Raw genomic sequence first — 26313 nt, 5'->3', positions numbered from 1 at the left:
TCGCCTTCGCCACTGGTGTTCCTTCCTATATCTACGCATTTCACCGCTACACAGGAAATTCCACCACCCTCTACCATACTCTAGCTTGTCAGTTTTGAATGCAGTTCCCAGGTTGAGCCCGGGGATTTCACATCCAACTTAACAAACCACCTACGCGCGCTTTACGCCCAGTAATTCCGATTAACGCTTGCACCCTCTGTATTACCGCGGCTGCTGGCACAGAGTTAGCCGGTGCTTATTCTGTCGGTAACGTCAAAACACTAACGTATTAGGTTAATGCCCTTCCTCCCAACTTAAAGTGCTTTACAATCCGAAGACCTTCTTCACACACGCGGCATGGCTGGATCAGGCTTTCGCCCATTGTCCAATATTCCCCACTGCTGCCTCCCGTAGGAGTCTGGACCGTGTCTCAGTTCCAGTGTGACTGATCATCCTCTCAGACCAGTTACGGATCGTCGCCTTGGTGAGCCATTACCTCACCAACTAGCTAATCCGACCTAGGCTCATCTGATAGCGCAAGGCCCGAAGGTCCCCTGCTTTCTCCCGTAGGACGTATGCGGTATTAGCGTCCGTTTCCGAGCGTTATCCCCCACTACCAGGCAGATTCCTAGGCATTACTCACCCGTCCGCCGCTCGCCACCAGGTACAAGTACCCGTGCTGCCGCTCGACTTGCATGTGTTAGGCCTGCCGCCAGCGTTCAATCTGAGCCATGATCAAACTCTTCAGTTCAAACATCTTTGGGTTTTTAAGAAACCCTAAACTTGGCTCAGCAATCGTTGGTTACATCTTTGATTTCTCGCGGAGTAACTTGTGATGCTGATAATCTTGTTGACTATCAGTCTGACTCCACAAGCACCCACACGAATTGCTTGATTCAGTTGTTAAAGAGCGGTTGGTTAAGATCTTTCGTCTCAACCGAGGCGCGCATTCTACAGCAGCCTCTGTTGCTGTCAAGCGGTTATTTTTCGAAGTTTTCAAAGTTTCCTTTGCAACTTCAACCACTTGCGCTTCCGATCTCTCGTTAGCGGGAGGCGAATTCTACAGCGTTACTCGCTGCTGTCAACACCTCTTTTTCTCCGCTTTCGACCGAGAAGATCGAATCGTTAAAAGAGTCAAACAACCTCACTCTTTCAACTCCTTCTGGGCTTCGATGACCTGAAGCAACTCGCTGTCGAAAACTGCGTAACTCATTGTTTACCAAGGAGTTTTCCGTTTCGACTGCGCCGGAAGTGGGGCGAATTATAGACTTCCAGAATCTGCCGTCAACACCTAATTTGAGCTTTATTCGGATTTGAGCGTAATACGCGCAAATGCCTTCTTCCCAGCCTGGCAAACATGGGTCGCGCCCAGTACGTATATAAAGGTGCGATCGACAACCTCACCATCTATACGCACACCACCAGAACCTAGAAGGTCCCGAGCGACAGCCGAGTTCTTGACCAGACCTGCCTTATTAAGGACAGCAGCGATCGGCATGTCTTCAGTAGCAGTCAACTCGATCTCCGGCAGATCGTCCGGCAGCTCGCCTTCCTTCATCCGGTTACCCGCCGCACGGTGAGCATTGGCCGCAGCCTCTTCACCATGAAAACGCGCAACGATCTCCTCGGCCAGCTTGATCTTGATATCACGCGGATTGGCACCCGCCTCGACATCAGCACGGAATGCATTGATCTCATCCATGGAGCGGAAACTGAGCAATTCGAAGTAGCGCCACATCAGCGCATCCGGAATGGAAACCAGTTTGCCGTACATCACACCCGGCGCTTCCTGAATACCCACGTAGTTGCCCAAGGACTTGGACATCTTCTTCACACCATCCAGACCTTCAAGCAGCGGCATGGTCAGAATGCACTGAGCCTCTTGACCATATCCACGCTGCAGTTCGCGCCCCATCAACAGGTTGAATTTCTGATCAGTACCACCCAACTCGACATCCGCGCGCAAGGCTACCGAGTCGTAACCCTGAACCAGCGGATAGAGAAACTCATGAATGGCGATTGGCTGATTGGTGGTGTAGCGCTTATAGAAGTCGTCGCGCTCGAGCATGCGAGCCACGGTGTATTGAGAAGTCAGGCGAATGAAATCGGCCGGCCCCATCTGATCCATCCAGGTGGAGTTGAACGCAACTTCGGTTTTCGCCGGATCAAGAATCTTGAAAACCTGAGTCTTGTAGGTCTCGGCATTCTCGAGAACCTGCTCGCGGGTAAGAGGAGGACGCGTCGCACTCTTACCGCTCGGGTCGCCGATCATCCCGGTGAAGTCACCTATAAGGAAGATCACCTGATGCCCCAGCTCCTGGAACTGGCGCAGCTTATTAATAAGCACGGTATGACCCAGGTGCAAATCCGGCGCGGTCGGATCGAAGCCTGCCTTAATACGTAGAGGCTGGCCACGCTTGAGCTTTTCGATCAGCTCGGACTCGACCAACAGTTCTTCCGCACCACGTTTAATCAGCGCTAGCTGCTCTTCAACCGACTTCATAACAGACCCGCAAGGCTCGAATTCAAAGGGAACCAACCATACAAGATCGCGCGTCAAATACAAGTTTTGCCCGGCGCACGGACGCCAATCCACGGACACCGCGTTCGCGGACTTGCTTCAGAGATGATTTGGTTATATTTTATACAGTTATTTCATCTTCATCATGTCATTCATCTTTTCCAATTCATCTTTTTCAAAGTCAAAAATTACCTATGACCAAAGAATCGTCTAAAGCGCCGCCGCTTTACCCGAAGACCCACCTGCTCGCAGCAAGTGGCATCGCCGCCCTTCTGAGCCTGGCGCTTCTGGTATTCCCTTCCAGTGATGTTGAAGCCAAAAAGACGACCCTGAGTCTTGAACTGGAAAGCCCAGCTGAACAACTGACACAAGATCAAGACGCTGCCGAAGCGGTCCAAGCCACAAATGAGCCAGCAGCGTCCCCTTTTGCGCAGATCGAAAACAGCGCCGAAGAACCTCAGGAAACCGCTCAGGTCGCGCCAGCGCCGGCGCCTGTGATCGAAGAAAAAAAGTCTCCAAACCACAGGGAAGTGATCGTTTCTAAAGGCGATACCCTCTCCACCCTGTTTGAAAAAGTCGGCCTTCCAGCAGCTTCGGTGCATGAAGTACTGGCCAGCGACAAACAAGCCAAGCAGTTCAGCCAACTCAAACATGGCCAGAAACTCGAATTCGAACTGAGCCCCGATGGCCAGCTGACCAACCTTCACAGCAAGATCAGCGACGTCGAAAGCATCACCTTGACCAAGAATGACAAGGGGTATGCATTCAACCGCATTACCGCCAAGCCGAACGTGCGCTCTGCCTACGTTCATGGCGTGATCAACAGCTCGCTGTCGCAGTCCGCTGCACGCGCCGGTTTGTCCCACAGCCTGACCATGGACATGGCCAGCGTGTTTGGCTATGACGTCGACTTCGCCCAGGATATTCGCCAGGGTGACCAGTTCGATGTCATCTACGAACAGAAGGTCGTCAATGGCAAGGCTGTCGGCAATGGCCCGATCCTTTCCGCTCGCTTCACTAACCGCGGCAAGACCTACACCGCCGTGCGTTACACCAATAAACAAGGCAACAGCAGCTACTACACTGCTGACGGCAACAGCATGCGCAAGGCGTTTATCCGTACCCCGGTGGACTTCGCCCGCATCAGCTCGAAATTCTCCATGGGCCGCAAGCACCCGATCCTGAACAAGATCCGCGCTCACAAAGGCGTCGACTATGCAGCGCCGCGTGGTACCCCAATCAAGGCTGCCGGTGACGGCAAAGTGTTGCTGGCCGGTCGCCGCGGTGGCTACGGCAATACCGTGATCATCCAGCACGGCAATACCTACCGTACGCTGTACGGCCACATGCAGGGCTTCGCCAAAGGCGTGCAGACTGGCAGTAGCGTCAAACAAGGCCAGGTGATCGGCTACATCGGGACTACCGGACTTTCCACCGGACCGCATTTGCATTACGAGTTCCAGGTCAATGGCGTGCACGTCGACCCACTAGGCCAAAAGGTGGCGATGGCCGATCCGATCTCCAAAGCCGAGCGCGCACGTTTCCTCGCGCAGAGCCAACCGCTGATGGCGCGCATGGATCAAGAAAAATCCACGCAGCTGGCTTCGAGCAAGCGCTAAGCCATGACGCTCTATATAGGTGTGATGTCCGGGACCAGCCTCGATGGCCTGGACATTGCGCTGGTCGAGCTGGCCCCGGCGATCAAACTGATCGCCACACATTACACCCCAATGCCTGACTCCCTGCGCACCGAGCTGCTTGGCTTGTGCGCCAGCGGCCCGGACGAGATTGCCCGCTCCGCCATCGTCCAACAAAACTGGGTGAAGCTGGCAGCACAGGGCATTCACTCCCTCTTAAACCAACAAAACCTGAAGCCCGAAGACATTCGCGCGATTGGCAGCCACGGCCAGACCATTCGCCACGAACCGGCGCGCGGCTTTACGGTGCAGATAGGCAACCCTGCCCTTCTGACCGAGTTGACCGGCATCACCGTGGTCAGCGACTTCCGCAGCCGCGATGTTGCGGCTGGCGGACAAGGCGCGCCACTGGTCCCAGCCTTTCACGAAGCGTTGTTTGAAGAGCGCGCAGGCAATCGCGCAGTATTGAACGTTGGCGGATTCAGCAACCTCAGCCTGATTGAACCCGGCAAACCTGTTGCGGGTTTCGACTGCGGTCCAGGAAACGTTCTGCTGGATGCCTGGATTCACCAGCAACGCGGAGACAACTTTGATCGCGATGGCCAATGGGCTGCCAGCGGCAAGGTCGAACCCATTCTGCTGAATGAACTGCTGAGCGATCCATTTTTCGTGACCAAAGGCCCCAAGAGCACCGGCCGCGAAGTGTTCAACCTGCCATGGCTGACACAGCATCTATCCAAACTGATGACCTTCGCCGTCGAAGACGTGCAGGCTACCCTGCTCGAACTGACCGCCCTGACCATCGTCGAGTCACTGCAAAGCGCTCAATCAGATACCCAGGAACTGTTGGTCTGCGGCGGCGGCGCCCACAACGCCACGCTGATGAACCGCTTGGCCAGCTTGCTGCCGAACACCAAGGTCAGCAGCACCGCGGCTTACGGTGTAGACCCGGACTGGGTCGAAGCCATGGCCTTCGCCTGGCTGGCCCATTGCTGCCTTGAAGGCATCGCTGCCAATCGCCCAAGCGTCACCGGCGCAAGCGGCCTGCGCGTACTCGGCGCCATCTACCCTGCCTGACCATCCATACCAAATCCCGGACAGCAAAACGCCGCAGAGCCCTGAGACCATGCGGCGCTTGGTGACGCGGTGATTGCGATCAGATCGAGAACGAAGAGCCGCAGCCACACGTGGTGCTGGCGTTCGGATTCTTGATCACGAAGCGCGATCCTTCCAGACCCTCCTGATAATCCACCTCGGCACCTGCCAGGTACTGGAAGCTCATCGGATCAACGACCAGACTCACCCCTTCGCGCTCGACAATGGTGTCGTCATCGGCCACTTCTTCATCGAAGGTGAAGCCGTACTGAAAACCTGAACAACCGCCGCCCGTAACAAATACGCGCAGCTTCAAACGATCATTCCCCTCTTCATCGACCAGGCTCTTCACCTTGTGCGCGGCACCGTGGGTGAATTGCAAAGCCGTGGGGGTGAAGGATTCGACGCTCATGCTAACTATCTCCCGGCGTTACGCCGCCATAATGCGTGATGACGCGCATTATCCGCTTCTCCTAGAAAATCGGTCAACTATTGTTACGGTATATCAATCAACCCAATCGTAAGCCCGGAATGCAAAAAGGCCCGTCAGACGGGCCTTTTTGCTGAGCAGGATAAAACCTTACGGCAGCATGCCTGCATGGGACAGACCCAAGCGCTCATCCAGACCAAACAGGATGTTCAGGTTCTGCACCGCCTGCCCCGACGCACCTTTGACCAGGTTGTCGATCACCGACAACACCACCACCAGATCACCATCCTGCGGACGATGCACCGCAATACGGCAAACGTTGGCACCGCGCACGCTGCGGGTTTCCGGATGGCTGCCAGCAGGCATGACATCGACGAACGGCTCGTTGGCATAACGCTTTTCAAACAACGCCTGCAGATCGACCGAGCGATCCACGACAGTCGCGTAGAGCGTCGAGTGGATGCCTCGAATCATTGGCGTAAGGTGCGGAACGAACGTCAGACCGACGTCCTTGCCCGCAGCTCGACGCAGGCCCTGGCGGATTTCCGGCAAGTGACGGTGACCTTTGACGGCGTAAGCCTTCATGCTTTCCGACGTCTCGGAGTACAGCGAACCTACAGACGCGCCACGACCGGCACCACTGACACCGGATTTGCAGTCAGCAATCAAGCGAGTGGTATCGGCCAGACCTGCTTCCAGCAATGGCAGGAAACCCAATTGCGTAGCGGTCGGGTAGCAACCCGGCACGGCGATCAGACGGGCCTGCTTGATTTGCTCGCGATTGACTTCCGGCAAGCCATAGACCGCCTCTTCCAGCAGTTCCGGCGCGCCGTGCGGCTGACCGTACCACTTGGCCCACTCATCGGCGTCTTGCAGACGGAAGTCCGCCGACAGGTCGATGACTTTAGTCCCGGCTGCCAACAGTTCGCCAGCCAGCGCATGGGCAACACCGTGAGGCGTGGCGAAGAACACCACGTCGCAAGCACCCAGCGTCTTGATGTCCGGAACGCTGAACGCCAGGCCATCGTAATGACCGCGCAGGTTCGGATACATATCAGCCACGGCCAGACCGGCCTCGGATCGGGAAGTGATGACTGCCACTTCAGCTTGCGGATGTTGCGCCAACAGACGCAGCAGTTCGACACCGGTGTAACCCGTGCCGCCGACGATACCGACCTTGACCATAAACCTGCCCTCAACGAACCCACTGGAAAGCCGTCGATAATAGGGGCCGCGCGGCTCTGCGACAACCGCCAAGGTGACGTGCGGCGGCTCAAGCCTCTACTATTCGGGCTACTGTGAACCTGGGAATAACTAAAAATGCTTTATCTGTGGCTCAAAGCGCTTCACATCGTCAGCATGGTCTGCTGGTTTGCCGGCCTGTTCTACCTGCCGCGCCTGTTTGTCTATCATGCCCAAAGCGAGGACACCGTCAGCAAGGAACGTTTCAGCATCATGGAGCGCAAGCTGTACCGCGGCATCATGGGGCCGGCGATGATCGCCACCTTGATTTTCGGCATCGCGCTGATCGGCCTGAACCCAAGCATATTCAGTCAGGGTGCGTGGATTCACGCCAAATTGACCCTGGTAGTGATCCTGATCGGCTACCACCACATGTGCGGCGCCCAGGTAAAACGTTTTGCCCGTGGCGAGAACACCCGCAGCCATGTCTTTTATCGCTGGTTCAATGAAGTGCCGGTTCTGATATTGCTGGCTATTGTAATTCTGGTCGTCGTTCGGCCGTTTTAACTCCAATAAGCACAAATCACCGGGGTACTTCCAATGTCGCTGCCCGCTCTGCTCGAACAACGCTTGCGTCTGCCAGTGGTGGCAGCGCCAATGTTCCTGATCTCCAACCCACAACTGGTGCTCGCCTGCTGCCGTAATGGCGTGGTCGGCAGCTTTCCTGCGCTGAACCAGCGCGAGAGCAGTGGCTTCAAGGCCTGGCTGGAAGAGATCGAAGCAGGATTGGCGACATTGGACAACCCAGCGCCTTATGCGGTGAACCTGATCGTCCACAACAGCAACCCGCGGCTGCAAGCGGATCTGGAAATCTGTATCGAGCACAAAGTGCCGATCGTGATCACCAGCCTCGGCGCCGTGAAAGAACTGGTCGATGCAGTACACAGCTATGGCGGTCTGGTGTTCCATGACGTGACGACTCGCCGCCATGCAGAAAAAGCCGCTGAGGCCGGCGTGGATGGCTTGATCGCCGTAGCCGCGGGCGCCGGTGGACACGCCGGAACCTGGAGCCCGTTCTCGCTGATTGCCGAAATACGCCAATTCTTCGACAAGACCCTGCTGCTGGCCGGTTGCCTGAACCACGGTCACGAGATTCTCGCTGCGCAATTGCTTGGTGCGGATCTGGCCTACTTCGGTACGCGATTTATCGGTACCACCGAAAGTCATGCGTCTGACGCCTATAAAGAGATGCTGCTGACTTCCAGAGCCGCGGACATCGTCCATACTCCAGCGGTGTCGGGAGTACCGGCGAGCTTTATGCGTCAGAGCCTTGAGGCTGCAGGTTTCGACATGGCAGCACTGCAAGGCAAGGGCGAAGTGAACTTCGGCTCCAAACTCAAGCCCGTAAGCGATGAAGCCAAAGCCTGGAAAACCGTCTGGTCCGCAGGCCAGGGGGTCGGCGAGATCGACGACCTACCGAGTGTCGACCAATTGGTCGCCCGCCTCGATGCCGAGTACCGCAAAGCACTGGAGCTGGCGGCAGCGCTGCCCAAGCGCTGGCCGCGCTGACAGGAAAACTTGGCCAGTCCATTCCGGCTGGCTTTACACTCCACGCGCAATACTCCCTGAAACATTCGTGACAAGGATGCCTCGCAATGAGCGAAAACCGTTTCAAAATCGTGTTCGACGGCGCTCTGCTGCCAGGTGTTGACGTCACCACCGCCAAGCTCAATCTCGCCGAGTTGTTCAAAAGCGATGTGGCTGCCATCGAGCGGCTGTTCAGTGGCAAGCCTGTTGCGCTCAAACGCGACCTGTCGCAGGTCGATGCGCAGACTTATCTCCAGGCGCTGAACAAAACCGGAATCGATGCCCGGATTGAATCCGAACCCTCGATCGAGCTGAACCTGTCCGACGTTCATGAACACTCCCCTGGCGTCGCGACAGATCCCGAATCCCCTTACGCACCACCCCGGGCTACCGTTGGCGAAGTTTTGCCTGAATTTTCCACACTCAAGCCCTTCAGCTTCGAGGGTCGGATCGGCCGCTTGCGTTATCTGGCCTGGACGATGTCGCTGACGCTGGTGACCCTTGGCGTTGGCGCTGTGCTTGCTGTTTTCGGCTTGGCCCTCATCACTACGGACTCGACCTCCGGCCTGATTCTCGGTGGTTTGCTGGCCTTTATTCTCGTCGTGGCGCTCGCGTTCGTCAGCATTCAGTTCAGTGTCCAGCGTCTGCACGATATCGGCTGGTCTGGCTGGCTCTGGCTGCTGACCCTCGTGCCGTTCGTGGGTAGCATCTTTCCGTTCGTGATGATGATTGCGCCAGGTAATAACACCGCCAATCGATACGGTGCACCACCACCGCCCAACAGCACCGCGGTCAAGGTCTTGTCTTCACTGTGGCTGGTGTTTATCGCGATCCTGTTCATCGGCGGACTGACCGGCGGCCTTACTACCATTCAGAGCGAATACGAAAGCGCCACCCAGAACAGCTATGAAAGTGACTCCGTGACCACCGAAGAGATCGAAGATCAAACCGCCGTGGAAGCAGAGCCAGCGCCAAATTCAGCTGACGAAGCAGCCGAAGCAGCCCAGCCCCCTGTAGACTCTGCGAAAGAATGAACAGCGCTCCCCGTCCGTGACACCTGCGTCGCCGGCGCGGAGCTGTTGCGATGGAGAAATGCATGACCCGTTACGCTCTGATCACTGGCGCTTCCAGCGGCATCGGCCTGGCGATGGCCGAAGCGCTGGCCCGGCGCGGCCGCAGCCTGATTCTGGTGGCTCGTCAGCGTGATCAGCTGGAAAGTATTGCGATTGAACTGACTCAACGTTTTGGCGTGGAAGTGCTGTTCCGAGCCTGTGACCTCGGCGAACCGCTACGGCTGTCCGGTTTTCTGCTGGAACTGGAGGAAGGTGACCGACAAATCGATTTGCTGGTCAACTGCGCCGGCATCGGCACCTGCGGCCCTTTTCTGGCTCAGGACTGGATGACTGAGCAGGACCTGATCGAAGTGAACATCCTCGCGCTCACTCGCCTGTGTCACGCGATCGGCAACAGTATGGCGCTGCAGGGCGGCGGGCAAATTTTGAATGTCGCCTCGGTGGCGGCGTTCCATCCCGGCCCGTGGATGAGTACTTACTACGCCAGCAAGGCTTATGTGCTGCACTTTTCCGAAGGGTTGCGCGTCGAACTGAAAAAATGCGCGGTCAAGGTGTCGGTGCTCTGCCCCGGCCCTACCCGCACGGCGTTTTTCCGCACCGCACAATTGGACGCTGGCAAACTGAACGACAGCAAAATGCTGATGAGCCCCGAGGAAGTCGCGCTCTATACCGTGCGGGCCCTGGAGAAAAATCGCGCCATCATTATTCCGGGTCGACGCAACCGCTGGCGTGCCTTCCTGCCGCGACTCGGCTCGCGCTGGCTGACCCGGACAATCGCCGGCATGGTCAACAAGGCTTACTGCCCGCGCTGATCGCACCCTCAAGGTAAAAGGCTGGGCTCGGGCATAACCCATGGTTACACTCAGGCCAGCCCAAACAACGGAGAAAACAGCTGTGGATACTCTGTTCACCAAGATCATTAACCGGGAAATCCCGGCGAAGATCATTTACGAGGACGACCAGGTACTGGCCTTCCACGACATCGCCCCACAGGCACCGGTGCATTTTCTGGTGATCCCGAAAAAAGCGGTGCGTACGCTTAACGACCTGACCGAGGACGACAAGGCATTGGCTGGGCATATTCTGTTCACCGCCCAGCGTCTGGCCCTGGAACTGGGCTGCGAAGAGGGCTTTCGCGTGGTCATGAATTGCAATCCACTGGGTGGGCAGACCGTCTATCACATACATATGCATGTATTGGGTCAGCGCCAGATGCATTGGCCGCCGGGCTGACTGCAGCAAACCTCGTGGGGGTGGGCAACCGCTCCCACAAGTACCTGCGTCGCAATGACCCAGCGCAAACCTTCCCCCGGCCGATTGGGTTAAACTGGCCGCCGAGATTCTTCCCGGAGGTCAGCATGACTACCCAACGTCACTACTCGCCGATTGACCGCCTTCTGCTGCAAGCCGATGCCGCGATGCGTACCTTGTTGCCCTTCAGTGGTCAGCCGTACCGTCCTTCGCCCGCTATCGTTCAGCCGGATGCGCAAATGAGCGACGACGACACCCGGCACGTCGCCGGTCTGATGCGCATCAACCATACCGGCGAAGTCTGTGCCCAGGCGCTGTATCAGGGTCAGGCCCTGACCGCCAAGCTGCCGCAAGTGCGCGCCGCCATGGAGCATGCCGCCGAAGAAGAAATCGACCACCTGGTCTGGTGCGAACAACGCATAAAACAGTTGGGCAGCCATACCAGCATTCTCAATCCGCTGTTCTACGGCATGTCGTTCGGGATTGGCGCGGTGGCCGGGTTGATCAGCGATAAAGTCAGCCTGGGTTTCGTTGCCGCGACCGAGCATCAGGTGTGCAAACACCTCAACGAACACCTTGAGCAACTGCCAGCCGAGGACGAAAAGTCCCGGGCGATCCTCGAGCAGATGCGCATTGATGAAGAACACCACGCCGAAAGCGCGCTGGAGGCTGGGGGTTTCCGCTTCCCGGCACCGGTGAAGTTCGGCATGAGCCTGATGGCCAAGGTCATGACCAAGAGTACTTACCGGATCTGACCGCCAAATCCCGGGCACAAAAAAGGGCGCTTTTCAGCGCTCTTTCTTTTTGCTCGCAGAAAATTAGCTCGGCATGTTGCGCGCGTAGAAGATTTCCAGCATTTCGTGTTTCACGCGGTCAGTCACCTGCGCACGCTGCTCAGAGGACAGGCTGCTGGTGGCGTCGCCGAACAGGTAGTTATCGAGTTCGAAGTTCTTCAGCAGCATTTTGGTGTGGAACAGGTTTTCCTGGTACACGTTCACGTCGGTCATCTGGTACGCGTCGCGGGTGTCTACAGAAAGGTAGTTTTGAATCGAATTGATCTCGTGGTCAATGAAGTGCTTTTTGCCTTCCACGTCACGGGTGAAGCCGCGCACGCGATAATCCACGGTCACGATGTCCGAATCGAACTGGTGAATCAGGAAGTTGAGCGCCTTGAGCGGTGAAATGACGCCACAGGTCGACACATCAATGTCCACACGGAATGTCGCGATGCCATCGTCCGGATGGATTTCCGGGTAGGTGTGCACCGTGATGTGGCTCTTGTCGAGGTGGGCCAGGATAATTTCAGGCAGCGGGCCCGGGGACTCTTCGATCTGACTGTCGGTCGGGGTCACCGGCTCTTCAGAGATCAGAATCGTGACGCTGGCGCCTTGGGGCTCATAATCCTGACTGGCGATGTTCAGGATGTTGGCACCAATGATATCGACAACTTCTGTGAGGATCTGCGTCAGGCGCTTCGCGTTGTACTCTTTATTGATGTACTCGACGTAAGCCTGTTGGTCTTGCGGGGTTTGCGCGTAGCAGATGTCATAGATGTTGAAGCTCAAGGTCTTTGTCAGGTTATTGAACCCGTGGAGCTTGAGTTTGCTTTTCACCGTTAAAGACTCTCTATGTATTGCGGCCCGGCCGCATGATCAAGCATGCCCGTCAGATGCGAACGACACACCTGCGTAGGACGGTTAACACCTCTTCACAATGGCGACTTTGGTTGTCTGTTGGAGTGCGCGGCCTGTCGGCGGACAGGCCACTACCCTGAAAAAAGTGGCGCATTGTGCAGACGTCAGCTTGGGATCGCCACAGTCTGCACTGCCTTTATGATAGTTGAATGTCGATTCAACCGAGCTCGATGATCTCGTAGTCATGGGTAATTGCCACGCCAGCCGCACCGAGCATGATCGACGCCGAGCAATACTTCTCGGCAGACAGCTCGATGGCGCGTTTGACCTGGGCTTCTTTCAAGCCTCGGCCCTTGACCACGAAGTGCATGTGGATCTTGGTGAAAACCTTCGGATCTTCGGTGGCACGCTCGGCTTCGAGGAAGGCTTCGCAGCTTTCAACGGCCTGACGAGACTTCTTGAGGATGCTGACCACATCGAAATTGCTGCAACCGCCAACACCCAGCAGAAGCATTTCCATCGGCCGGACACCCAGGTTGCGACCGCCGGCATCGGGCGGACCGTCCATGACCACGACATGACCGCTGCCGGATTCGCCGAGGAACATGGCTTCGCCAGCCCATTGGATGCGTGCCTTCATCGCCAAGACTCCACTGTATAAAAAAGGGTCGCCAGCTTAGCACAGGGGCCTTGATTGACGGCGTCTCGCCTTCCTACGACGCAAGCCGCTGCGCTGTAGGTAAATTCTCGAATATTGCAGGAAGTGTCTGTTAAGCTGGCGCCAATTCACTGGCGCATGGCCAGCTTTGTAGCAACCTCAGCGACTCATAAGAAAACCAAACACACCGTGAAGTCTTTTCGGGATACAACCATGGTTGCTATTACCCCAACACCCAAAATCAAGAACCTCGACAAGCTGCTGATGCACTGCCAGCGCCGTCGTTATGCGGCCAAAAGCAACATCATTTGTGCCGGCGATCGCTCGGAAACCCTGTTCTTCATCATCAAGGGTTCGGTCACCATCCTGATCGAGGATGACGACGGCCGCGAAATGATCATCGCCTACCTGAACTCCGGAGACTTTTTCGGCGAGTTGGGCCTGTTCGAACAGGCCGGCCTGGAACAGGAACGCAGCGCATGGGTGCGCGCCAAGATCGAATGCGAAGTCGCGGAAATCAGCTACGCGAAATTCCGCGAGCTGTCCCAACAGGATCCAGACATTCTTTACGTGCTCAGCGGACAAATCGCACAGCGCCTGCGCAACACCACCCGCAAGGTGGGTGACCTGGCATTCTTCGACGTTACCGGCCGCGTCGCACGTTGCCTGCTGGAACTGTGCAAGCAGCCAGATGCCATGACCCATCCCGACGGCATGCAGATCAAGGTGACCCGTCAGGAGATCGGGCGGATTGTCGGTTGTTCACGCGAGATGGTCGGTCGCGTACTCAAGGATCTGGAAGAACGCAACCTGGTGGACGTCAAAGGCAAGACCATGGTGGTCTTCGGTACGCGCTAAACCCTGAACATGTCTGCCAGCAACTGGCGGTACAACGTGTCGAGTCGTTCCAACGCATCAGGTGCTGCATATTTTTCATGAAGGGCAATGTGGCTCTCGGCGCGAACTCGCTGCTCCAGGCCACAGGCTTCATTGAACCGGTTAACCGCCGCAACCATCGACTCACGCTCGTTATCGAGTAACAAAGCCCCGTGCACCAACCCTACCGGACGCGTACCGCCCTTGCTCTGGCGCCAGCGTTGAGCCGTGCCGACCATCTTGCGCCCATCAAGGTTGACGTTGAAACGCCCATCACAGAACGCCCCCTCTATTTCGCCCAAAGACGAAACGCCGCCCAGTTCATCGAGTAACTGACAAATCGGATCGCACAGCCGGCGATAACCGGTTTCGATGCGGTTCTGGTCACCCTCGCTACGCGGTGGCGCGTAGACCAGTGCGATGTTGATCGTTGAGGCCGATTGCGGCACCGGTTCACCGCCGGTTTCACGCAGCAACACCGGCCAACCTGCCGCCGCCGACACCTCGCACGCGGCCTCGAACCCAGGCAGACGATTCAACCGTCGCGGCATGACCAGCGCCTTGTCACTGGGCTGCCAGAACAACAGCCCAAATTCCGAATCGCCGGTGCACACATGGGCCAACAGATCCTGTTCGGCGAGCAGGCCGGCTTCGACGGTCAAGGCGATGGGCTGGGTCATGACAGTAGACATCCTTTGTTTGGGGTATAAAAAAGCCGGCATCGCCGGCTTCTTCATCAAGTCACGTTCAGTCGAGTGTAGAACCGCTCACCGCGATACCACGCTCAGGAAAGAACAGACGCTGCAGCTCGGTGCCCGGGCTTTCGGCGCGCATGAACGCTTCGCCAACCAGGAACGCGTACACATCGCTGATTTCCATCAGTTCAACATCGGCCCGGTTGAGAATGCCACTTTCGGTGATCACCAAGCGATCACGCGGGATACGCGGCAACAGATCGAGCGTGGTTTCCAGATTGACTTCGAAGGTGTGCAGGTTGCGGTTGTTCACGCCGACCAACGGAGTGTCGAGGGTTTTCAAGGCCCGCTCCAACTCGTCGCCATCGTGAACTTCCACCAGCACATCGAGGCCGACACTTTTGGCGACGGCAGCCAGCTCGGCCATTTTCACGTCATCCAGTGCGGAGACGATCAGCAGCACGCAGTCGGCGCCCAACGCGCGGGCTTCAATGATCTGGTACGGATCGATCATGAAGTCCTTGCGGATCACCGGCAGTTTGCACGCCGCACGCGCCTGTTGCAGATACACATCGGCGCCCTGGAAGTAATCGATATCGGTGAGCACTGACAGACAGGTCGCGCCGCCCTTCTCGTAACTCTTGGCGATGTCGGCGGGAACGAAGTTCTCGCGGATAACGCCTTTGCTCGGTGAAGCTTTCTTGATTTCTGCAATGACCGCTGGCTGCTTGAGCTTGGCCTGAGCCAACAATGCCTTGGCAAAACCACGGGGTGCATCGGCCGCCTTGGCCAGACTTTCCAGCTCCGCCAGGCTTACGCGAGCGCTACGCTCGGCGACTTCCTGGAATTTACGGGCCAGAATGTTTTCCAGAACCGTCGGTACACTCATCCCTCATTCTCCACTTTGAATACCGCGGTAAATGCACCCAACTCCTCCAGTTTTTCCCGAGCGAGGCCTGTGTGCAGCGCATCGTGCGCCAGGGCAACGCCTTCTTTCAAACTGCTGGCATGGTCGGCGGCGTACAGCGCGGCACCGGCATTGAGCACAATCATTTCCGCGGCTTTCTGACCGTTTTCGGTCTTGCGCTTGCCCAGGGCATCGCGAATCAGCTCCAGCGAGGCCGCCGGGCTATCCACTGCCAGACCGTGCAGGCTCTGGCTCTTCATCCCCAAGTCTTCTGGCTCGACCCAATACTCGGTGATCTGGTCATCCTTCAATTCCGCCACAAAAGTCGGTGCCGCCAGACTGAACTCGTCCAGGCCATCCTTCGAGTGCACCACCAGCACGTGCTTGCTGCCCATACGCTGCAAGACTTCAGCCAGCGGCCGGCACAACGCCTGATTGAACACGCCCACCACCTGATGCTTCACACCGGCCGGATTCGTAAGCGGGCCGAGCATGTTGAACAGCGTGCGCAAGCCCAGCTCCCGGCGCGGGCCGGCGGCGTGCTTCATGGCGCTGTGATGGGTCTGGGCGAACATGAAACCGATGCCGACGTTGTCGATGCAGCGTGCGACCTGAACCGGGGTCAGGTTCAAGTAGATACCCGCCGCCTCCAGCAGATCGGCGCTGCCGCTTTTGCCCGAGACCGCACGGTTACCGTGCTTGGCGACAGTGCAACCGGCGGCCGCGACCACGAACGAGGAAGCGGTCGATACGTTGAAGATATTGGCACCGTCACCGCCGGTGCCCACCACATCGACAACGCCGTCGAGGGTCTTGAGTTCGACCTTGTCCGCCAGCTCGCGCATGACCGACACGGCGCCGACGATCTCGTCGATGCTTTCACTCTTCATGCGCATGGCCATCATGAACGCGCCGATCTGCGCATCCGTGCATTGACCGGTCATGATTTCGCGCATGACATCGCGCATCTCATCGGTGCTGAGGTCGAGCTGTTCGACGATACGGCTCAGGGCTGTCTTGATATTCATGAAAAGTCCTTAGCGCGTGCCGCCGGTTTGTTTGAGGAAATTAGCGAACAGCTCGTGGCCCTGTTCGGTGAGGATCGACTCAGGGTGAAACTGGACGCCCTCGATGTTCAGTGTCTTGTGGCGCAGCCCCATAATCTCGTCGACCGAGCCGTCTTCAAGCTGGGTCCAGGCGGTCAGCTCCAGGCAATCGGGCAGGGTTTCGCGTTTGACGATCAGTGAATGATAGCGGGTGACCGTCAGCGGATGGTTCAGGCCTTCGAAAACGCCTTTGTCCTCGTGGAACACCGGGCTGGTTTTGCCGTGCATGACCTGACGGGCGCGCACCACATCACCGCCAAAGGCCTGGCCGATGGACTGATGCCCCAGGCAGACGCCGAGGATCGGCAATTTACCGCCAAAATGTTTGATCACATCAATCGACACGCCGGCTTCGTTCGGCGTGCAAGGGCCGGGGGAAACGACGATCCGCTCAGGGTTGAGGGCTTCGATTTCTGCAATGGTGAGCTCATCGTTGCGCACGACTTTGACCTGGGAGCCGAGCTCACCGAGGTATTGCACAACGTTGTAAGTAAAAGAGTCGTAGTTATCGATCATCAGCAACATGGCTTAAGAACCTCTTGAATTTACTGACTTTGAATACAGCCTTCGAATGATTTACCCGCAGCGTCCTGCACTTTGTCAGTCAAAGCGACATGTCATACGGGCAACGTTCTTCGGTCAGCTATCCGGGGTTTGTTCAGCCAGGGCCACTGCACGGAACATCGCGCGGCGCTTGTTCAGGGTTTCTTCCCATTCCAGCGCCGGTACCGAGTCGGCAACGATGCCGCCACCGGCCTGCACGTGCAGTTCGCCGTTCTTGATCACCGCGGTGCGGATCGCGATTGCGGTGTCCATGTTGCCGTTCCAGGCGAAGTAGCCGACGGCGCCGCCGTAGACACCACGCTTGACCGGTTCCAGTTCGTCGATGATTTCCATCGCGCGAATTTTCGGCGCACCAGACAAAGTGCCCGCCGGCAGAATCGCCCGCAGTGCGTCCATCGCCGTCAGCCCGGCCTTCAGTTGGCCGGTGACGTTGGAAACGATGTGCATCACGTTGGAATAACGCTCGATCACCATTTTTTCGGTGAGTTTCACCGACCCGATTTCCGAGACCCGACCGGTGTCGTTACGACCCAGGTCGATCAGCATCAAGTGCTCGGCAATTTCCTTGTCGTCGGACAGCAGGTCTTTTTCCAGTGCCAGGTCGGCCTCTTCATTGGCGCCGCGCGGACGGGTGCCGGCGATCGGGCGCACGGTGATCAGGTTGTCTTCGACCCGCACCAGCACTTCCGGCGAACTGCCGACGACGTGGAAGTCGCCGAAGTTGAAGAAGTACATATAAGGCGTCGGGTTGAAGCAACGCAGCGCCCGGTACAGATCGATCGGCGCGGCCTTGAAGTCGATCGACATGCGCTGGGACGGCACGACCTGCATGCAGTCACCGGCGAGGATGTATTCCTTGATGGTGTCGACGGCTTTTTCGTAATCGTCCTGGGTGAAGCTCGAACGAAACACCGGATCAGCAGACTGTTGCTTGCTGAAATCCAGGCCACGGCGCGGGGTAATCGGTTGACGGAGTTTTTCCAGCAGCTCTTCCAGACGCGCCTGACCTTGCTCGAAAGCATCGTCTTGCGAGGGATCGGCCAGGACAATCGCGTGCATCTTGCCGGCGAGGTTGTCGAACACGACCACCGCGTCAGAAACCATCAGCAGAATGTCCGGCACGCCCAACGGGTCCGGGTTCGGGCATTTGCCCAGACGCTTCTCCACATAGCGCACGCAGTCGTAACCGAAGTAACCCACCAGGCCGCCATTAAAGCGCGGCAGGCCTGGGATGGTCGGCACGTTGTAGCGGGCTTTAAATTCTTCGACGAAGGCCAGTGGATCTTCGGCTTCGTGGCTTTCGATCTCGATGCCGTCGTGGGTCACGCTCACATGGTGATCATGAACCCGCAGCACGGTGCGGCACGGCAGGCCGATGATCGAGTAACGCCCCCACTTCTCCCCGCCCTGCACCGATTCCAGCAGGTAGGAGTTGGGCTCGTCGGCCAGTTTCAGGTAGATCGACAGCGGTGTGTCGAAGTCGGCCAGGGTTTCGCAGGCAAGCGGGATGCGGTTGTAGCCGGCAGCGGCCAAACGCAGGAATTCTTCGCGGATCATGGGGTAGCCTCGTGGCTTGAGGGTCTAACAGTCAGGTATGCAAACGCGCCGGTATACCGGCCAGGAACAAGTCAGGCGCGCCAACGCCAGCGGGCCAGGGCCTTGATGACTTTCATCCAGAGTTTGCGAGTGACCACCACGATGGCGTTTCCAGAAGGGGGTTGAACAGCGTCGGGCAACGTTATCTCAGCGGCCGGATCCAGGCAACCGCGAATTAACTTGCGCAGATCGTCAATCACCAGCGCCGGCGACTCTTCGGCAATCGGCCGGCCATGGTTATAGCCGTAACTGAGCGCCACGCATTTGACCCCCGCCGCTTTCGCCGCCAGCACATCGCTGCGCGAATCACCGACGAACAAGGATTGCGACGCCGGGATATTGGTCATTTTCATCACGAAAAACAGCGCTGCCGGGTCCGGCTTTTTCTGAGGCAGGGTGTCGCCGCCGATGATCAAGCGGAAATAACGGCCGATTTTCATCTGATCCAGCAGCGGCGCGACGAAGCGCTCCGGTTTGTTGGTGATCAGCGCCATCTCGACACCCTGCTTGTGCAGCCATTTCAGGGTGTCGCGCACGCCGGGGTAAACCACCGTCAGCTCGTGACCGTCCTCATAAAAACCGTTGAACAGCTCCAGGGCATGCTCGGCCTCGACTTCATCGACACCCTCGGCGTCGATGTGGTTGGCCAAGGCCCGGCGTACCAGCGTGTGCACACCGTTGCCCACCCACTCACGCACCGATTCGATGCCGGCAGGTTGACGCCCGAGTTTGAGCAGCATGTTATCCACAGCCGCTGCGAGGTCGGGGACCGAATCGACCAGCGTGCCATCCAGATCGAACATCACCAGCCGCGGCAGAGACCCCGGGAACAGCTGCTCAAAGCCACTCATGGGCGGGCCAGCGCCAGTTCGGAACGCATCTTTTCAATCACCTCTTGGTAGTTCGGCGCATTGAAAATCGCCGAGCCCGCGACGAAGGTGTCAGCCCCAGCAGCGGCGATTTCACGAATGTTGTTCACGTTCACGCCGCCGTCGATTTCCAGGCGGATGTCACGCCCGGAAGCATCGATCAGTGCCCGCGCTTCACGCAGCTTGTCGAGGGTGCCGGGGATGAACTTCTGCCCGCCGAAGCCCGGGTTGACGCTCATCAGCAGGATCATGTCGACCTTGTCCATCACGTACTTGAGCACGTCCAGCGGGGTCGCCGGGTTGAACACCAGGCCCGACTTGCAGCCACCTTCGCGGATCAGTTGCAGGGAACGGTCGACGTGCTGCGTGGCTTCCGGGTGAAAAGTGATGTAGGTCGCGCCGGCTTCGATGAAATCACCGACGATGCGGTCCACCGGGCTGACCATCAGGTGCGCGTCGATCGGCGCGGTCACGCCGTACTTGCGCAGCGCGGCACACACCATCGGGCCGATGGTCAGGTTCGGCACGTAGTGGTTGTCCATGACATCGAAGTGCACGAAGTCGGCGCCAGCGGCCAGGACGTTGTCCACTTCTTCACCCAGGCGGGCGAAGTCGGCGGAGAGAATCGACGGAGCAATTACGAAGGGCTGCATGACGCACCTTTTTTGAGCAGAATCACGATGGCGCGCATTGTATACCTCATGCTTTGACCCGCGCACCGTAGCCGCGATGATCAGTAGGCCGCTCGGTAGATCTTCTCGATATCGATGGCGCTCAATTTGCGCGGATTGTTGCGCATCAGGCGCTCAATTCCCGCCGCTTCCACGGCCATGGCAGGGATGGCATCTTCTGGAACGCCGAAGCTGTGCAGGCCCGGCGGGATTTCCACCGCAGCGCACAACTCGGTCATCGCCTCTACGGCCTTGTCCGCTGCGTCGTTGGCGCTCAGATGAGCGGTCTTCACCCCCATGGCCTCGGCGATATCTTGCATGCGCTCCACGCAGGCCATTTTGTTCCAGGTCATGACATATGGCAGCAGCAAGGCGTTGCTGACGCCATGGGCAATGTTGTAACGGCCGCCCAGCGGGTACGCCAGCGCATGCACCGCGCCGACCCCGGCATTGCCGAACGCCATACCGGCCATCAGGCTGGCGGTGGCCATGTCTTCGCGGGCCTGGAGATTGGACGGATTGGCGTAAGCCTTCGGCAGCGCCTTGGCGATGAGCTTGATGGCGCCGATGGCCAACGCGTCGGTAATCGGTGAGGCGTTCAGCGACAGATAGGATTCGATGGCATGCACCAGTGCATCGACGCCACTGGCGGCAGTGACACTGCGCGGACAGGTCAGGGTCATTTGCGGGCTGACCAGCGCCACGTCCGGCAATAGATAGTCGCTGACGATGCCTTTCTTCAGTTGCGCGACCTTGTCGGAGAGGATCGCCACGTTAGTGACTTCCGAGCCAGTGCCCGCGGTGGTCGGGATGGCGATCAGCGGCGGGCCTTTGCGCGGCACCTGATCGATGCCGAACAGATCCTCCAGCGCCCCGTGATAACCGGCGTAGGCCGCGACACTTTTAGCGATGTCGATGGCACTGCCGCCGCCCAGGCCGATCAGTCCGTCGTGCCCGCCCTCGCGGTAGACCCGCATGCAGTCTTCGACGATGGCGATTTCCGGGTCTGGCAGCACACGGTCAAAAATTTCGTAGGCTCGATCGCCCAGCTGCGCCAGCGCCAGCTCGACCGTGCCGGACTTGACCAGTGCGGCATCGGTGACGATCAACGGGTTGTCGATGTCCAGGCGTGTCAGTTCAGCCGCCAGTTGCTCGATGGCACCGGCGCCGGTGATCAGTTTGTGAGCGATTTTGAAAGAGGAAATACTCATGTGCGCAGCCTCTTATAGATAGGGGAGCTGGGCACAAGAGTAGCTGGGGATTGGGGTTTGTCTGCTTTCAGGCAGTGAATGACTTCATATCCATGACAGGGTCGACACAAATCAAATGTGGGAGCGGGCTTGCTCGCGAAGAGGCCCTGTCAGTCAACATTGATGTTGAATGTCAGACCGCTTTCGCGAGCAAGCCCGCTCCCACATTTTGACCGTGTACGGCCTCAGACCTGAGCGGTACGCAGTTTTTCGCTACGGCCGCGCAGCCATTCCAGGGTCAGCAGCAGGATTACCGAGAAGGCAATCAGCAGGGTCGCTGCGGCAGCAATCGTTGGGCTGAGGTTTTCGCGGATGCCGCTGAACATTTGCCGAGGCAACGTCGCCTGTTGGGGGCCGGCGAGGAACAGCGTTACCACCACCTCATCGAACGACGTCGCGAAGGCGAATAGTGCCCCCGAGATCACTCCCGGCGCGATCAACGGCAAGGTCACGCGGCGGAATGCCGTCAGCGGCGAAGCGCCAAGGCTGGCCGCCGCACGCACCAGGTTCTGGTTGAAACCTTGCAAGGTAGCCGACACGGTAATGATCACGAACGGCACACCCAACACCGCATGCACGACGATCAGCGAGACAAAACTGTTACCAAACCCCAGCGGAGCGAAGGTCAGGTAACTGGCCACACCAATGATCACCACCGGCACCACCATCGGTGAAATCACCAGCGCCATCACCAGCGGTTTGCCGGGGAAGTCACCCCGTGTCAGGCCGATTGCCGCCAGCGTACCGAAGATCATCGCCAGCACAGTCGCCGCCGGAGCAACGATGATGCTGTTCTTCAGCGAACGCATCCACTCGGCCGAAGCGAAGAAGTCCTGGTACCAGTGCAGCGAAAAGCCTTGCAGCGGGTACACCAGAAAACTCCCGGAGTTGAACGACAGCGGAATAATCACCAGCACCGGCAGGATCAGGAACAACAGGACCAGCCCGCAGAGAATGCGCAAGCTGTAAAACCACACCCGCTCAATGGGCGACATATAAGGACTCAGCATTTCGTTCTCCCCTTAGCTCAGACGCAGGCGACTGGCGCCCACCAGCCAGCTGTAAATCAGATAAAGCACCACGGTCGCCAACAGCAGCAGCCCACCGAGTGCGGTCGCCATGCCCCAGTTGATGCTGGTGTTGGTGTAGAAGGCGACGAAGTAACTGACCATCTGATCGTTCGGGCTACCCAGCAAGGCCGGGGTGATGTAGTAGCCGATGGCGAGGATGAACACCAACAGGCAACCGGCGCCGACACCGGCATAGGTCTGCGGGAAATACACCCGCCAGAAACTGGCGAACGGATGGCAGCCGAGGGAAATCGCGGCACGCATGTAGGTCGGCGAGATGCCTTTCATCACGCTGTAGATCGGCAGAATCATGAACGGCAGCAGGATGTGCACCATGGAGATGTAAACCCCGGTGCGGTTGAACACCAGCTCCAGCGGTTTATCGATAATGCCCATCGCCATCAGGCCGCTGTTGATCAAGCCACCCGATTGCAGCAACACGATCCACGCGGCGACCCGCACCAGAATCGAGGTCCAGAACGGCAGCAGCACCAGAATCATCAGCAGGTTGCTTTGACGTGATGGCAGGTTCGCCAGCAAGTAAGCCAATGGATACGCCAGCAGCAGGCAGATCATGGTGATGATCAGCCCCATCCAGAAGGTCCGGGCGAAGATGTCGAGGTAGATCGCCTGATCGGGCGTGGCCGGGGCGATTTCGCCGAGATCGTCGATACGGTGATCGACCGCCGCCAGTAAATAATAAGGCGTGATGCTGCTGGTGTTGCGGCGCACCGCTTGCCAATAGGCCGGGTCGCCCCAGCGCTCGTCGAGACCTTCCAGCGCTTCTTTATAAGAGGCCGGTTCGGTGGCGAACGGTAAAGCACGTGCAGTTTTGGTCAGCAGGCTGCGGTAGCCGGCCAACTCCATGTTCAAGCGCTTGGACAGGTCGCCCAGGGTCTGATTCTTGCGGGCTTCAGCGAGGTCTTCGCTGGCCGCCTTGTAAACCGGTTCAGCGGGCAGGCCTCGGCCATCCCAACTGGCGATAGCCGCCACGGTGCGCGGCATGCCGCCGACCACTTCCGGGTTACCAACGCTTTTGTAGAGCAGCGCCACGATAGGCACCAGGAACACCAGCAACAGAAACAGCACCAACGGCGCGATCAAGGCTTGTGCTTTCCAGCGGTTGATCCGCTCGGCGTGCTTGAGCCGCTGCTTCAAGGTGGGGTCGGTGCCCGCGTTCAGGGGAATGGCGGTGGCCATGGCGTACTCCGGAAATCTTTGGATGGGCGGCATCACATAGCGTGATGCCGCATTGCATCAACTCTTGAAGCAAACACCAGCCCTGTAGGAGCTGGCGCAGCCTGCGATCTTTTGGCGGCTTTGAGACCGCTGAAGATCAAGATCAAAAGATCGCAGCCTTCGGCAGCTCCTACTTGGCAGCCCAGGAATTGAAGCGCTGTTCCAGTTGCTCACCGTTGTCAGCCCAGAAGCTGACATCGATCTGCACCTGGTTGGCGATGTTTTCCGGGGTGGTCGGCATGTCTTTCAGGACATCCTTGGCCAGCAACGGTACGGCCTGGGTGTTGGCCGGGCCGTAGGCGATGTTTTCCGAGTAGGTCTTTTGCTGCTGCGGCGCCACCGAGAAAGCGATGAATTTCTTCGCCGCTTCAGCGCGTGCCTTATCCAGACCTTTCGGGATGGCCCATGCGTCGAAGTCGTAGATACCGCCGTTCCACACGACTTTCAGGTTGCTTTCTTTCTGCACGGCAGCGATCCGGCCGTTGTAGGCCGAGCTCATGACCACGTCGCCGGAAGCGAGGTACTGCGGCGGTTGCGCGCCGGCTTCCCACCACTGGATGCTTGGTTTGAGCTCATCGAGCTTCTTGAACGCGCGATCCTGACCATCCTTGCCGGCCAGTACTTTGTAGACGTCTTTCGGCGCAACGCCGTCGGCCATCAGAGCGAATTCCAGGGTGTACTTGGCGCCTTTGCGCAGGCCACGTTTGCCCGGGAATTTCTTGGTGTCCCAGAAATCCACCCAACTGGTCGGTGCGGAGGCCAGTTTGTCGGCGTTGTAGGCCAGCACGGTCGACCACACGAAGAAGCCCACGCCGCATGGCTGGATGGCGCCTTTGACGTAGTCTTCGGACTTGCCGAACAACTTCGGATCAAGCTGCTCGAACATGTCTTCGTCGCAACCACGGGACAGTTCTGGCGATTCAACTTCTACCAGGTCCCAGGACACGCTCTTGGTGTCGACCATAGCTTTGACCTTGGCCATTTCGCCGTTGTACTCGCCCGCCACGATCTTGCCGTTGCCTGCCGCTTCCCACGGTGCGTAGAAGGCTTTGACCTGCGCAGCCTTGTTCGCCCCGCCAAAGGACACCACGGTCAGGTCCGGGCCCGCCGCCATTGCGTGTGCCGCACCGATCATGCCCATGACCAAAGCGGTGAATTTCAGGGATCTCAACATTTATTGTTCTCTCCACGTGCAGGGTTGTGTTGTTGAAGCAGGGGGGCGATCAATGCGCCTCTAGAAGTGGGTCGAGCGCGCGAACGTGTTCGACCTGCCAGCCAAGCGGTACCACGTCGCCGACGGCCAGCGCGGGATCGAGCTCGGCAATCGGTTGTTTCACAAAGAAATCGGTCTTGCCGCAGACTTCCAGGCGAACCCGGACGTGGTCGCCCAGATAGATGAATTCCGCCACCCTCCCTGAGAAGCGGTTGACGCATTGATCGCTTGCGCCGTTGAGGCTAATGCGCTCGGGGCGAATCGACAGCGTGACGGGTTCGCCGGTCTTGCCGACGTTGACCGCCAGGGCTTCGACCTTTTCACCGCGACCCAACTCAACCACGCAGCGGTCGCCGGTGTGGCTGTGCAAGCGGCCATTGAGGCGGTTGTTCTCGCCGATGAAGTTGGCGACGAAGGTGTTTTTCGGCTCTTCGTACAGAGTGCGCGGCGGCGCGATCTGCTGAATCTCGCCCTGGTGGAACACGGCCACGCGATCGGACATGGTCAGGGCTTCGCCCTGGTCGTGGGTCACGTAGACCACGGTCACGCCGAGTCGCTGGTGCAGGTGCTTGATTTCCATCTGCATGTGTTCACGCAGTTGTTTGTCCAGTGCGCCGAGGGGTTCGTCCATCAGCACCAGTTGCGGTTCGAACACCAGGGCGCGGGCCAGGGCCACACGCTGCTGCTGACCGCCGGACAGTTGTGCCGGATAGCGCTGGGCGAAGGTATCGAGCTGAACCATGCTCAGGACTTTTTTGACCTTGTCGTTGACATCGCTCTTGTTCAAACCGCGCACGGTCAACGGGAACGCCAGGTTCTCGGCAACGGTCATGTGCGGGAACAACGCGTAGTTCTGGAACACCATGCCGATGTCGCGCTTGTGTGGCGGGACGTTGTTGATGGAACGCCCGGCCAGCTGGATTTCGCCTGCGGTCGGTGTTTCGAAACCGGCGAGCATCATCAGGCTGGTGGTCTTGCCGGAGCCGGAGGGCCCGAGCAAGGTGAGGAATTCGCCTTTGCGAATCTCCAGGTTGAGGTCTTTGACGATCAGGTTCTCGCCGTCGTAGCTTTTTTGTACTCCACGAAAGCTGACCAGAATATCGCTGGCCCCTGCGCTTGAATCGACCTGGCTCATACCCACACCTTTGTTGTTGATGACTGCTGTGGACTAAGCCTAGTGGACGCTGCCGACCACGCAAATCGGGGCGCA

At 58.2% G+C, this 26313-nt stretch carries 26 protein-coding genes and 1 rRNA gene (1 of these 27 cut by a window edge); 9 read left to right on the top strand and 18 right to left on the bottom strand.

Annotated features, from left to right (window positions below; translation table 11 throughout):
• Positions 1-730: ribosomal RNA gene (locus ACSQ87_RS03620) — 16S ribosomal RNA — on the bottom strand; it reaches 809 nt to the left of the window's first position.
• A gap of 552 nt (positions 731-1282) precedes the next feature.
• Positions 1283-2482 carry a tyrosine--tRNA ligase gene (tyrS, locus tag ACSQ87_RS03615; protein WP_056741332.1) on the bottom strand — a complete coding sequence of 400 codons (1200 nt, stop codon included), beginning with the start codon at positions 2480-2482 and terminating at the stop codon, positions 1283-1285.
• Positions 2483-2694: 212 nt separating this feature from the next.
• Here tyrS and ACSQ87_RS03610 point away from each other — a divergent pair, with 212 nt between their 5' ends.
• Together ACSQ87_RS03610 and ACSQ87_RS03605 are read left to right on the top strand one after the other, a co-directional pair.
• Positions 2695-4119 (top strand): peptidoglycan DD-metalloendopeptidase family protein, encoded by a 1425-nt coding sequence (locus tag ACSQ87_RS03610; RefSeq protein ID WP_223431305.1) that lies wholly within the window; start codon positions 2695-2697, stop codon positions 4117-4119.
• Positions 4120-4122: 3 nt separating this feature from the next.
• Complete coding sequence (locus ACSQ87_RS03605) at positions 4123-5214, top strand: anhydro-N-acetylmuramic acid kinase (protein ID WP_436273374.1); 1092 nt, start codon at positions 4123-4125, stop codon at positions 5212-5214.
• Positions 5215-5293: 79 nt separating this feature from the next.
• Here ACSQ87_RS03605 and erpA read toward each other — a convergent pair whose 3' ends face one another.
• Both erpA and argC read right to left on the bottom strand, forming a co-directional pair.
• Positions 5294-5644 (bottom strand): iron-sulfur cluster insertion protein ErpA, encoded by a 351-nt coding sequence (gene erpA / locus ACSQ87_RS03600; protein ID WP_007947969.1) that lies wholly within the window; start codon positions 5642-5644, stop codon positions 5294-5296.
• Positions 5645-5812: 168 nt separating this feature from the next.
• Positions 5813-6847, bottom strand: a complete 1035-nt coding sequence (gene argC, locus ACSQ87_RS03595; RefSeq protein ID WP_046045401.1) for an N-acetyl-gamma-glutamyl-phosphate reductase — start codon at positions 6845-6847, stop codon at positions 5813-5815.
• Between the two features lie 135 nt (positions 6848-6982).
• Here argC and hemJ point away from each other — a divergent pair, with 135 nt between their 5' ends.
• From hemJ to coq7, 6 genes are all read left to right on the top strand, one after another.
• Positions 6983-7411 (top strand): protoporphyrinogen oxidase HemJ, encoded by a 429-nt coding sequence (gene hemJ / locus ACSQ87_RS03590; RefSeq protein ID WP_046045400.1) that lies wholly within the window; start codon positions 6983-6985, stop codon positions 7409-7411.
• A gap of 33 nt (positions 7412-7444) precedes the next feature.
• The gene (locus ACSQ87_RS03585) at positions 7445-8413 is read left to right on the top strand and encodes an NAD(P)H-dependent flavin oxidoreductase (protein WP_436273373.1); all 969 of its coding nucleotides are present in this window, start codon (positions 7445-7447) and stop codon (positions 8411-8413) included.
• An 86-nt stretch (positions 8414-8499) separates the two neighbouring features.
• Positions 8500-9465, top strand: coding sequence for a DUF805 domain-containing protein (locus tag ACSQ87_RS03580; RefSeq protein WP_436273372.1), 966 nt, complete (start codon positions 8500-8502; stop codon positions 9463-9465).
• A 62-nt stretch (positions 9466-9527) separates the two neighbouring features.
• Complete coding sequence (locus ACSQ87_RS03575; protein WP_436273371.1) at positions 9528-10316, top strand: SDR family NAD(P)-dependent oxidoreductase; 789 nt, start codon at positions 9528-9530, stop codon at positions 10314-10316.
• An 82-nt stretch (positions 10317-10398) separates the two neighbouring features.
• Positions 10399-10737: a histidine triad nucleotide-binding protein gene (locus ACSQ87_RS03570; RefSeq protein WP_008147240.1), complete on the top strand. Its 339-nt coding sequence runs from the start codon at positions 10399-10401 to the stop codon at positions 10735-10737.
• A gap of 125 nt (positions 10738-10862) precedes the next feature.
• Positions 10863-11510, top strand: a complete 648-nt coding sequence (gene coq7, locus ACSQ87_RS03565; RefSeq protein ID WP_150659142.1) for a 2-polyprenyl-3-methyl-6-methoxy-1,4-benzoquinone monooxygenase — start codon at positions 10863-10865, stop codon at positions 11508-11510.
• A 63-nt stretch (positions 11511-11573) separates the two neighbouring features.
• On the opposite strand, the gene speD is transcribed toward coq7, so the two are convergent.
• Together speD and ACSQ87_RS03555 are read right to left on the bottom strand one after the other, a co-directional pair.
• The gene (gene speD, locus ACSQ87_RS03560; protein ID WP_436273370.1) at positions 11574-12368 is read right to left on the bottom strand and encodes an adenosylmethionine decarboxylase; all 795 of its coding nucleotides are present in this window, start codon (positions 12366-12368) and stop codon (positions 11574-11576) included.
• Between the two features lie 238 nt (positions 12369-12606).
• A complete protein-coding gene (locus ACSQ87_RS03555; protein WP_007941657.1) occupies positions 12607-13029 on the bottom strand; it encodes an OsmC family protein in 423 nt (140 codons plus the stop codon).
• A 231-nt stretch (positions 13030-13260) separates the two neighbouring features.
• Here ACSQ87_RS03555 and crp point away from each other — a divergent pair, with 231 nt between their 5' ends.
• A complete protein-coding gene (crp, locus tag ACSQ87_RS03550; protein WP_046045393.1) occupies positions 13261-13905 on the top strand; it encodes a cAMP-activated global transcriptional regulator CRP in 645 nt (214 codons plus the stop codon).
• Here crp and ACSQ87_RS03545 read toward each other — a convergent pair.
• The 12 genes from ACSQ87_RS03545 to ACSQ87_RS03490 form a co-directional block, all read right to left on the bottom strand.
• Complete coding sequence (locus ACSQ87_RS03545) at positions 13902-14603, bottom strand: lipoate--protein ligase family protein (protein WP_436273369.1); 702 nt, start codon at positions 14601-14603, stop codon at positions 13902-13904. The two genes, crp and ACSQ87_RS03545, sit on opposite strands and share 4 nt — an antisense overlap.
• A 67-nt stretch (positions 14604-14670) precedes the next feature.
• Positions 14671-15507: an indole-3-glycerol phosphate synthase TrpC gene (trpC, locus tag ACSQ87_RS03540; RefSeq protein ID WP_436273368.1), complete on the bottom strand. Its 837-nt coding sequence runs from the start codon at positions 15505-15507 to the stop codon at positions 14671-14673.
• Positions 15504-16553 (bottom strand): anthranilate phosphoribosyltransferase, encoded by a 1050-nt coding sequence (gene trpD / locus ACSQ87_RS03535; protein WP_095127233.1) that lies wholly within the window; start codon positions 16551-16553, stop codon positions 15504-15506. Before trpD ends, trpC begins: the two co-directional genes overlap by 4 nt.
• Positions 16554-16562: 9 nt before the next feature.
• Entirely contained in the window at positions 16563-17156 is a 594-nt protein-coding gene (locus ACSQ87_RS03530; RefSeq protein ID WP_033056198.1) for an aminodeoxychorismate/anthranilate synthase component II, read from the bottom strand.
• Positions 17157-17270: 114 nt separating this feature from the next.
• Positions 17271-18752 (bottom strand): anthranilate synthase component I, encoded by a 1482-nt coding sequence (gene trpE / locus ACSQ87_RS03525; protein ID WP_223431295.1) that lies wholly within the window; start codon positions 18750-18752, stop codon positions 17271-17273.
• Between the two features lie 71 nt (positions 18753-18823).
• Positions 18824-19642: a phosphoglycolate phosphatase gene (locus tag ACSQ87_RS03520; protein WP_150658518.1), complete on the bottom strand. Its 819-nt coding sequence runs from the start codon at positions 19640-19642 to the stop codon at positions 18824-18826.
• Entirely contained in the window at positions 19639-20313 is a 675-nt protein-coding gene (gene rpe / locus ACSQ87_RS03515) for a ribulose-phosphate 3-epimerase (protein ID WP_008035979.1), read from the bottom strand. The genes ACSQ87_RS03520 and rpe overlap by 4 nt, the downstream gene beginning before the upstream one ends.
• Positions 20314-20393: 80 nt before the next feature.
• A complete protein-coding gene (locus ACSQ87_RS03510; RefSeq protein WP_436273367.1) occupies positions 20394-21542 on the bottom strand; it encodes an iron-containing alcohol dehydrogenase in 1149 nt (382 codons plus the stop codon).
• Between the two features lie 224 nt (positions 21543-21766).
• Positions 21767-22591, bottom strand: coding sequence for an ABC transporter permease (locus ACSQ87_RS03505; RefSeq protein ID WP_046045385.1), 825 nt, complete (start codon positions 22589-22591; stop codon positions 21767-21769).
• A gap of 12 nt (positions 22592-22603) precedes the next feature.
• The gene (locus ACSQ87_RS03500; protein WP_223431292.1) at positions 22604-23851 is read right to left on the bottom strand and encodes an ABC transporter permease; all 1248 of its coding nucleotides are present in this window, start codon (positions 23849-23851) and stop codon (positions 22604-22606) included.
• A gap of 169 nt (positions 23852-24020) precedes the next feature.
• Positions 24021-25064, bottom strand: a complete 1044-nt coding sequence (locus tag ACSQ87_RS03495; protein WP_046045383.1) for an ABC transporter substrate-binding protein — start codon at positions 25062-25064, stop codon at positions 24021-24023.
• Positions 25065-25113: 49 nt separating this feature from the next.
• Positions 25114-26238 carry an ABC transporter ATP-binding protein gene (locus ACSQ87_RS03490; RefSeq protein ID WP_150658514.1) on the bottom strand — a complete coding sequence of 375 codons (1125 nt, stop codon included), beginning with the start codon at positions 26236-26238 and terminating at the stop codon, positions 25114-25116.
• Positions 26239-26313 lie beyond the last annotated feature (75 nt).

The organism is Pseudomonas sp. LjRoot277 (genome assembly GCF_964253845.1).
In the GTDB taxonomy this organism is placed as follows: domain Bacteria; phylum Pseudomonadota; class Gammaproteobacteria; order Pseudomonadales; family Pseudomonadaceae; genus Aquipseudomonas.
This window is presented reverse-complemented; position numbering and strand designations above follow the sequence as displayed.

Coding starts and splice junctions, on each gene's coding strand:
- ACSQ87_RS03505 (WP_046045385.1), bottom strand. CDS start 22,591: ATGCTGAGTCCTTATATGTCGCCCATTGAGCGGGTGTGGTTTTACAGC.
- ACSQ87_RS03510 (WP_436273367.1), bottom strand. CDS start 21,542: ATGAGTATTTCCTCTTTCAAAATCGCTCACAAACTGATCACCGGCGCC.
- ACSQ87_RS03585 (WP_436273373.1), top strand. CDS start 7,445: ATGTCGCTGCCCGCTCTGCTCGAACAACGCTTGCGTCTGCCAGTGGTG.
- ACSQ87_RS03490 (WP_150658514.1), bottom strand. CDS start 26,238: ATGAGCCAGGTCGATTCAAGCGCAGGGGCCAGCGATATTCTGGTCAGC.
- ACSQ87_RS03495 (WP_046045383.1), bottom strand. CDS start 25,064: ATGTTGAGATCCCTGAAATTCACCGCTTTGGTCATGGGCATGATCGGT.
- hemJ (WP_046045400.1), top strand. CDS start 6,983: ATGCTTTATCTGTGGCTCAAAGCGCTTCACATCGTCAGCATGGTCTGC.
- ACSQ87_RS03610 (WP_223431305.1), top strand. CDS start 2,695: ATGACCAAAGAATCGTCTAAAGCGCCGCCGCTTTACCCGAAGACCCAC.
- crp (WP_046045393.1), top strand. CDS start 13,261: ATGGTTGCTATTACCCCAACACCCAAAATCAAGAACCTCGACAAGCTG.
- ACSQ87_RS03575 (WP_436273371.1), top strand. CDS start 9,528: ATGACCCGTTACGCTCTGATCACTGGCGCTTCCAGCGGCATCGGCCTG.
- rpe (WP_008035979.1), bottom strand. CDS start 20,313: ATGCAGCCCTTCGTAATTGCTCCGTCGATTCTCTCCGCCGACTTCGCC.
- ACSQ87_RS03500 (WP_223431292.1), bottom strand. CDS start 23,851: ATGGCCACCGCCATTCCCCTGAACGCGGGCACCGACCCCACCTTGAAG.
- ACSQ87_RS03580 (WP_436273372.1), top strand. CDS start 8,500: ATGAGCGAAAACCGTTTCAAAATCGTGTTCGACGGCGCTCTGCTGCCA.
- trpD (WP_095127233.1), bottom strand. CDS start 16,553: ATGAATATCAAGACAGCCCTGAGCCGTATCGTCGAACAGCTCGACCTC.
- ACSQ87_RS03545 (WP_436273369.1), bottom strand. CDS start 14,603: ATGACCCAGCCCATCGCCTTGACCGTCGAAGCCGGCCTGCTCGCCGAA.
- tyrS (WP_056741332.1), bottom strand. CDS start 2,482: ATGAAGTCGGTTGAAGAGCAGCTAGCGCTGATTAAACGTGGTGCGGAA.
- coq7 (WP_150659142.1), top strand. CDS start 10,863: ATGACTACCCAACGTCACTACTCGCCGATTGACCGCCTTCTGCTGCAA.
- trpE (WP_223431295.1), bottom strand. CDS start 18,752: ATGATCCGCGAAGAATTCCTGCGTTTGGCCGCTGCCGGCTACAACCGC.
- trpC (WP_436273368.1), bottom strand. CDS start 15,507: ATGAGTGTACCGACGGTTCTGGAAAACATTCTGGCCCGTAAATTCCAG.
- ACSQ87_RS03605 (WP_436273374.1), top strand. CDS start 4,123: ATGACGCTCTATATAGGTGTGATGTCCGGGACCAGCCTCGATGGCCTG.
- ACSQ87_RS03520 (WP_150658518.1), bottom strand. CDS start 19,642: ATGAGTGGCTTTGAGCAGCTGTTCCCGGGGTCTCTGCCGCGGCTGGTG.
- erpA (WP_007947969.1), bottom strand. CDS start 5,644: ATGAGCGTCGAATCCTTCACCCCCACGGCTTTGCAATTCACCCACGGT.
- ACSQ87_RS03555 (WP_007941657.1), bottom strand. CDS start 13,029: ATGAAGGCACGCATCCAATGGGCTGGCGAAGCCATGTTCCTCGGCGAA.
- argC (WP_046045401.1), bottom strand. CDS start 6,847: ATGGTCAAGGTCGGTATCGTCGGCGGCACGGGTTACACCGGTGTCGAA.
- ACSQ87_RS03530 (WP_033056198.1), bottom strand. CDS start 17,156: ATGTTGCTGATGATCGATAACTACGACTCTTTTACTTACAACGTTGTG.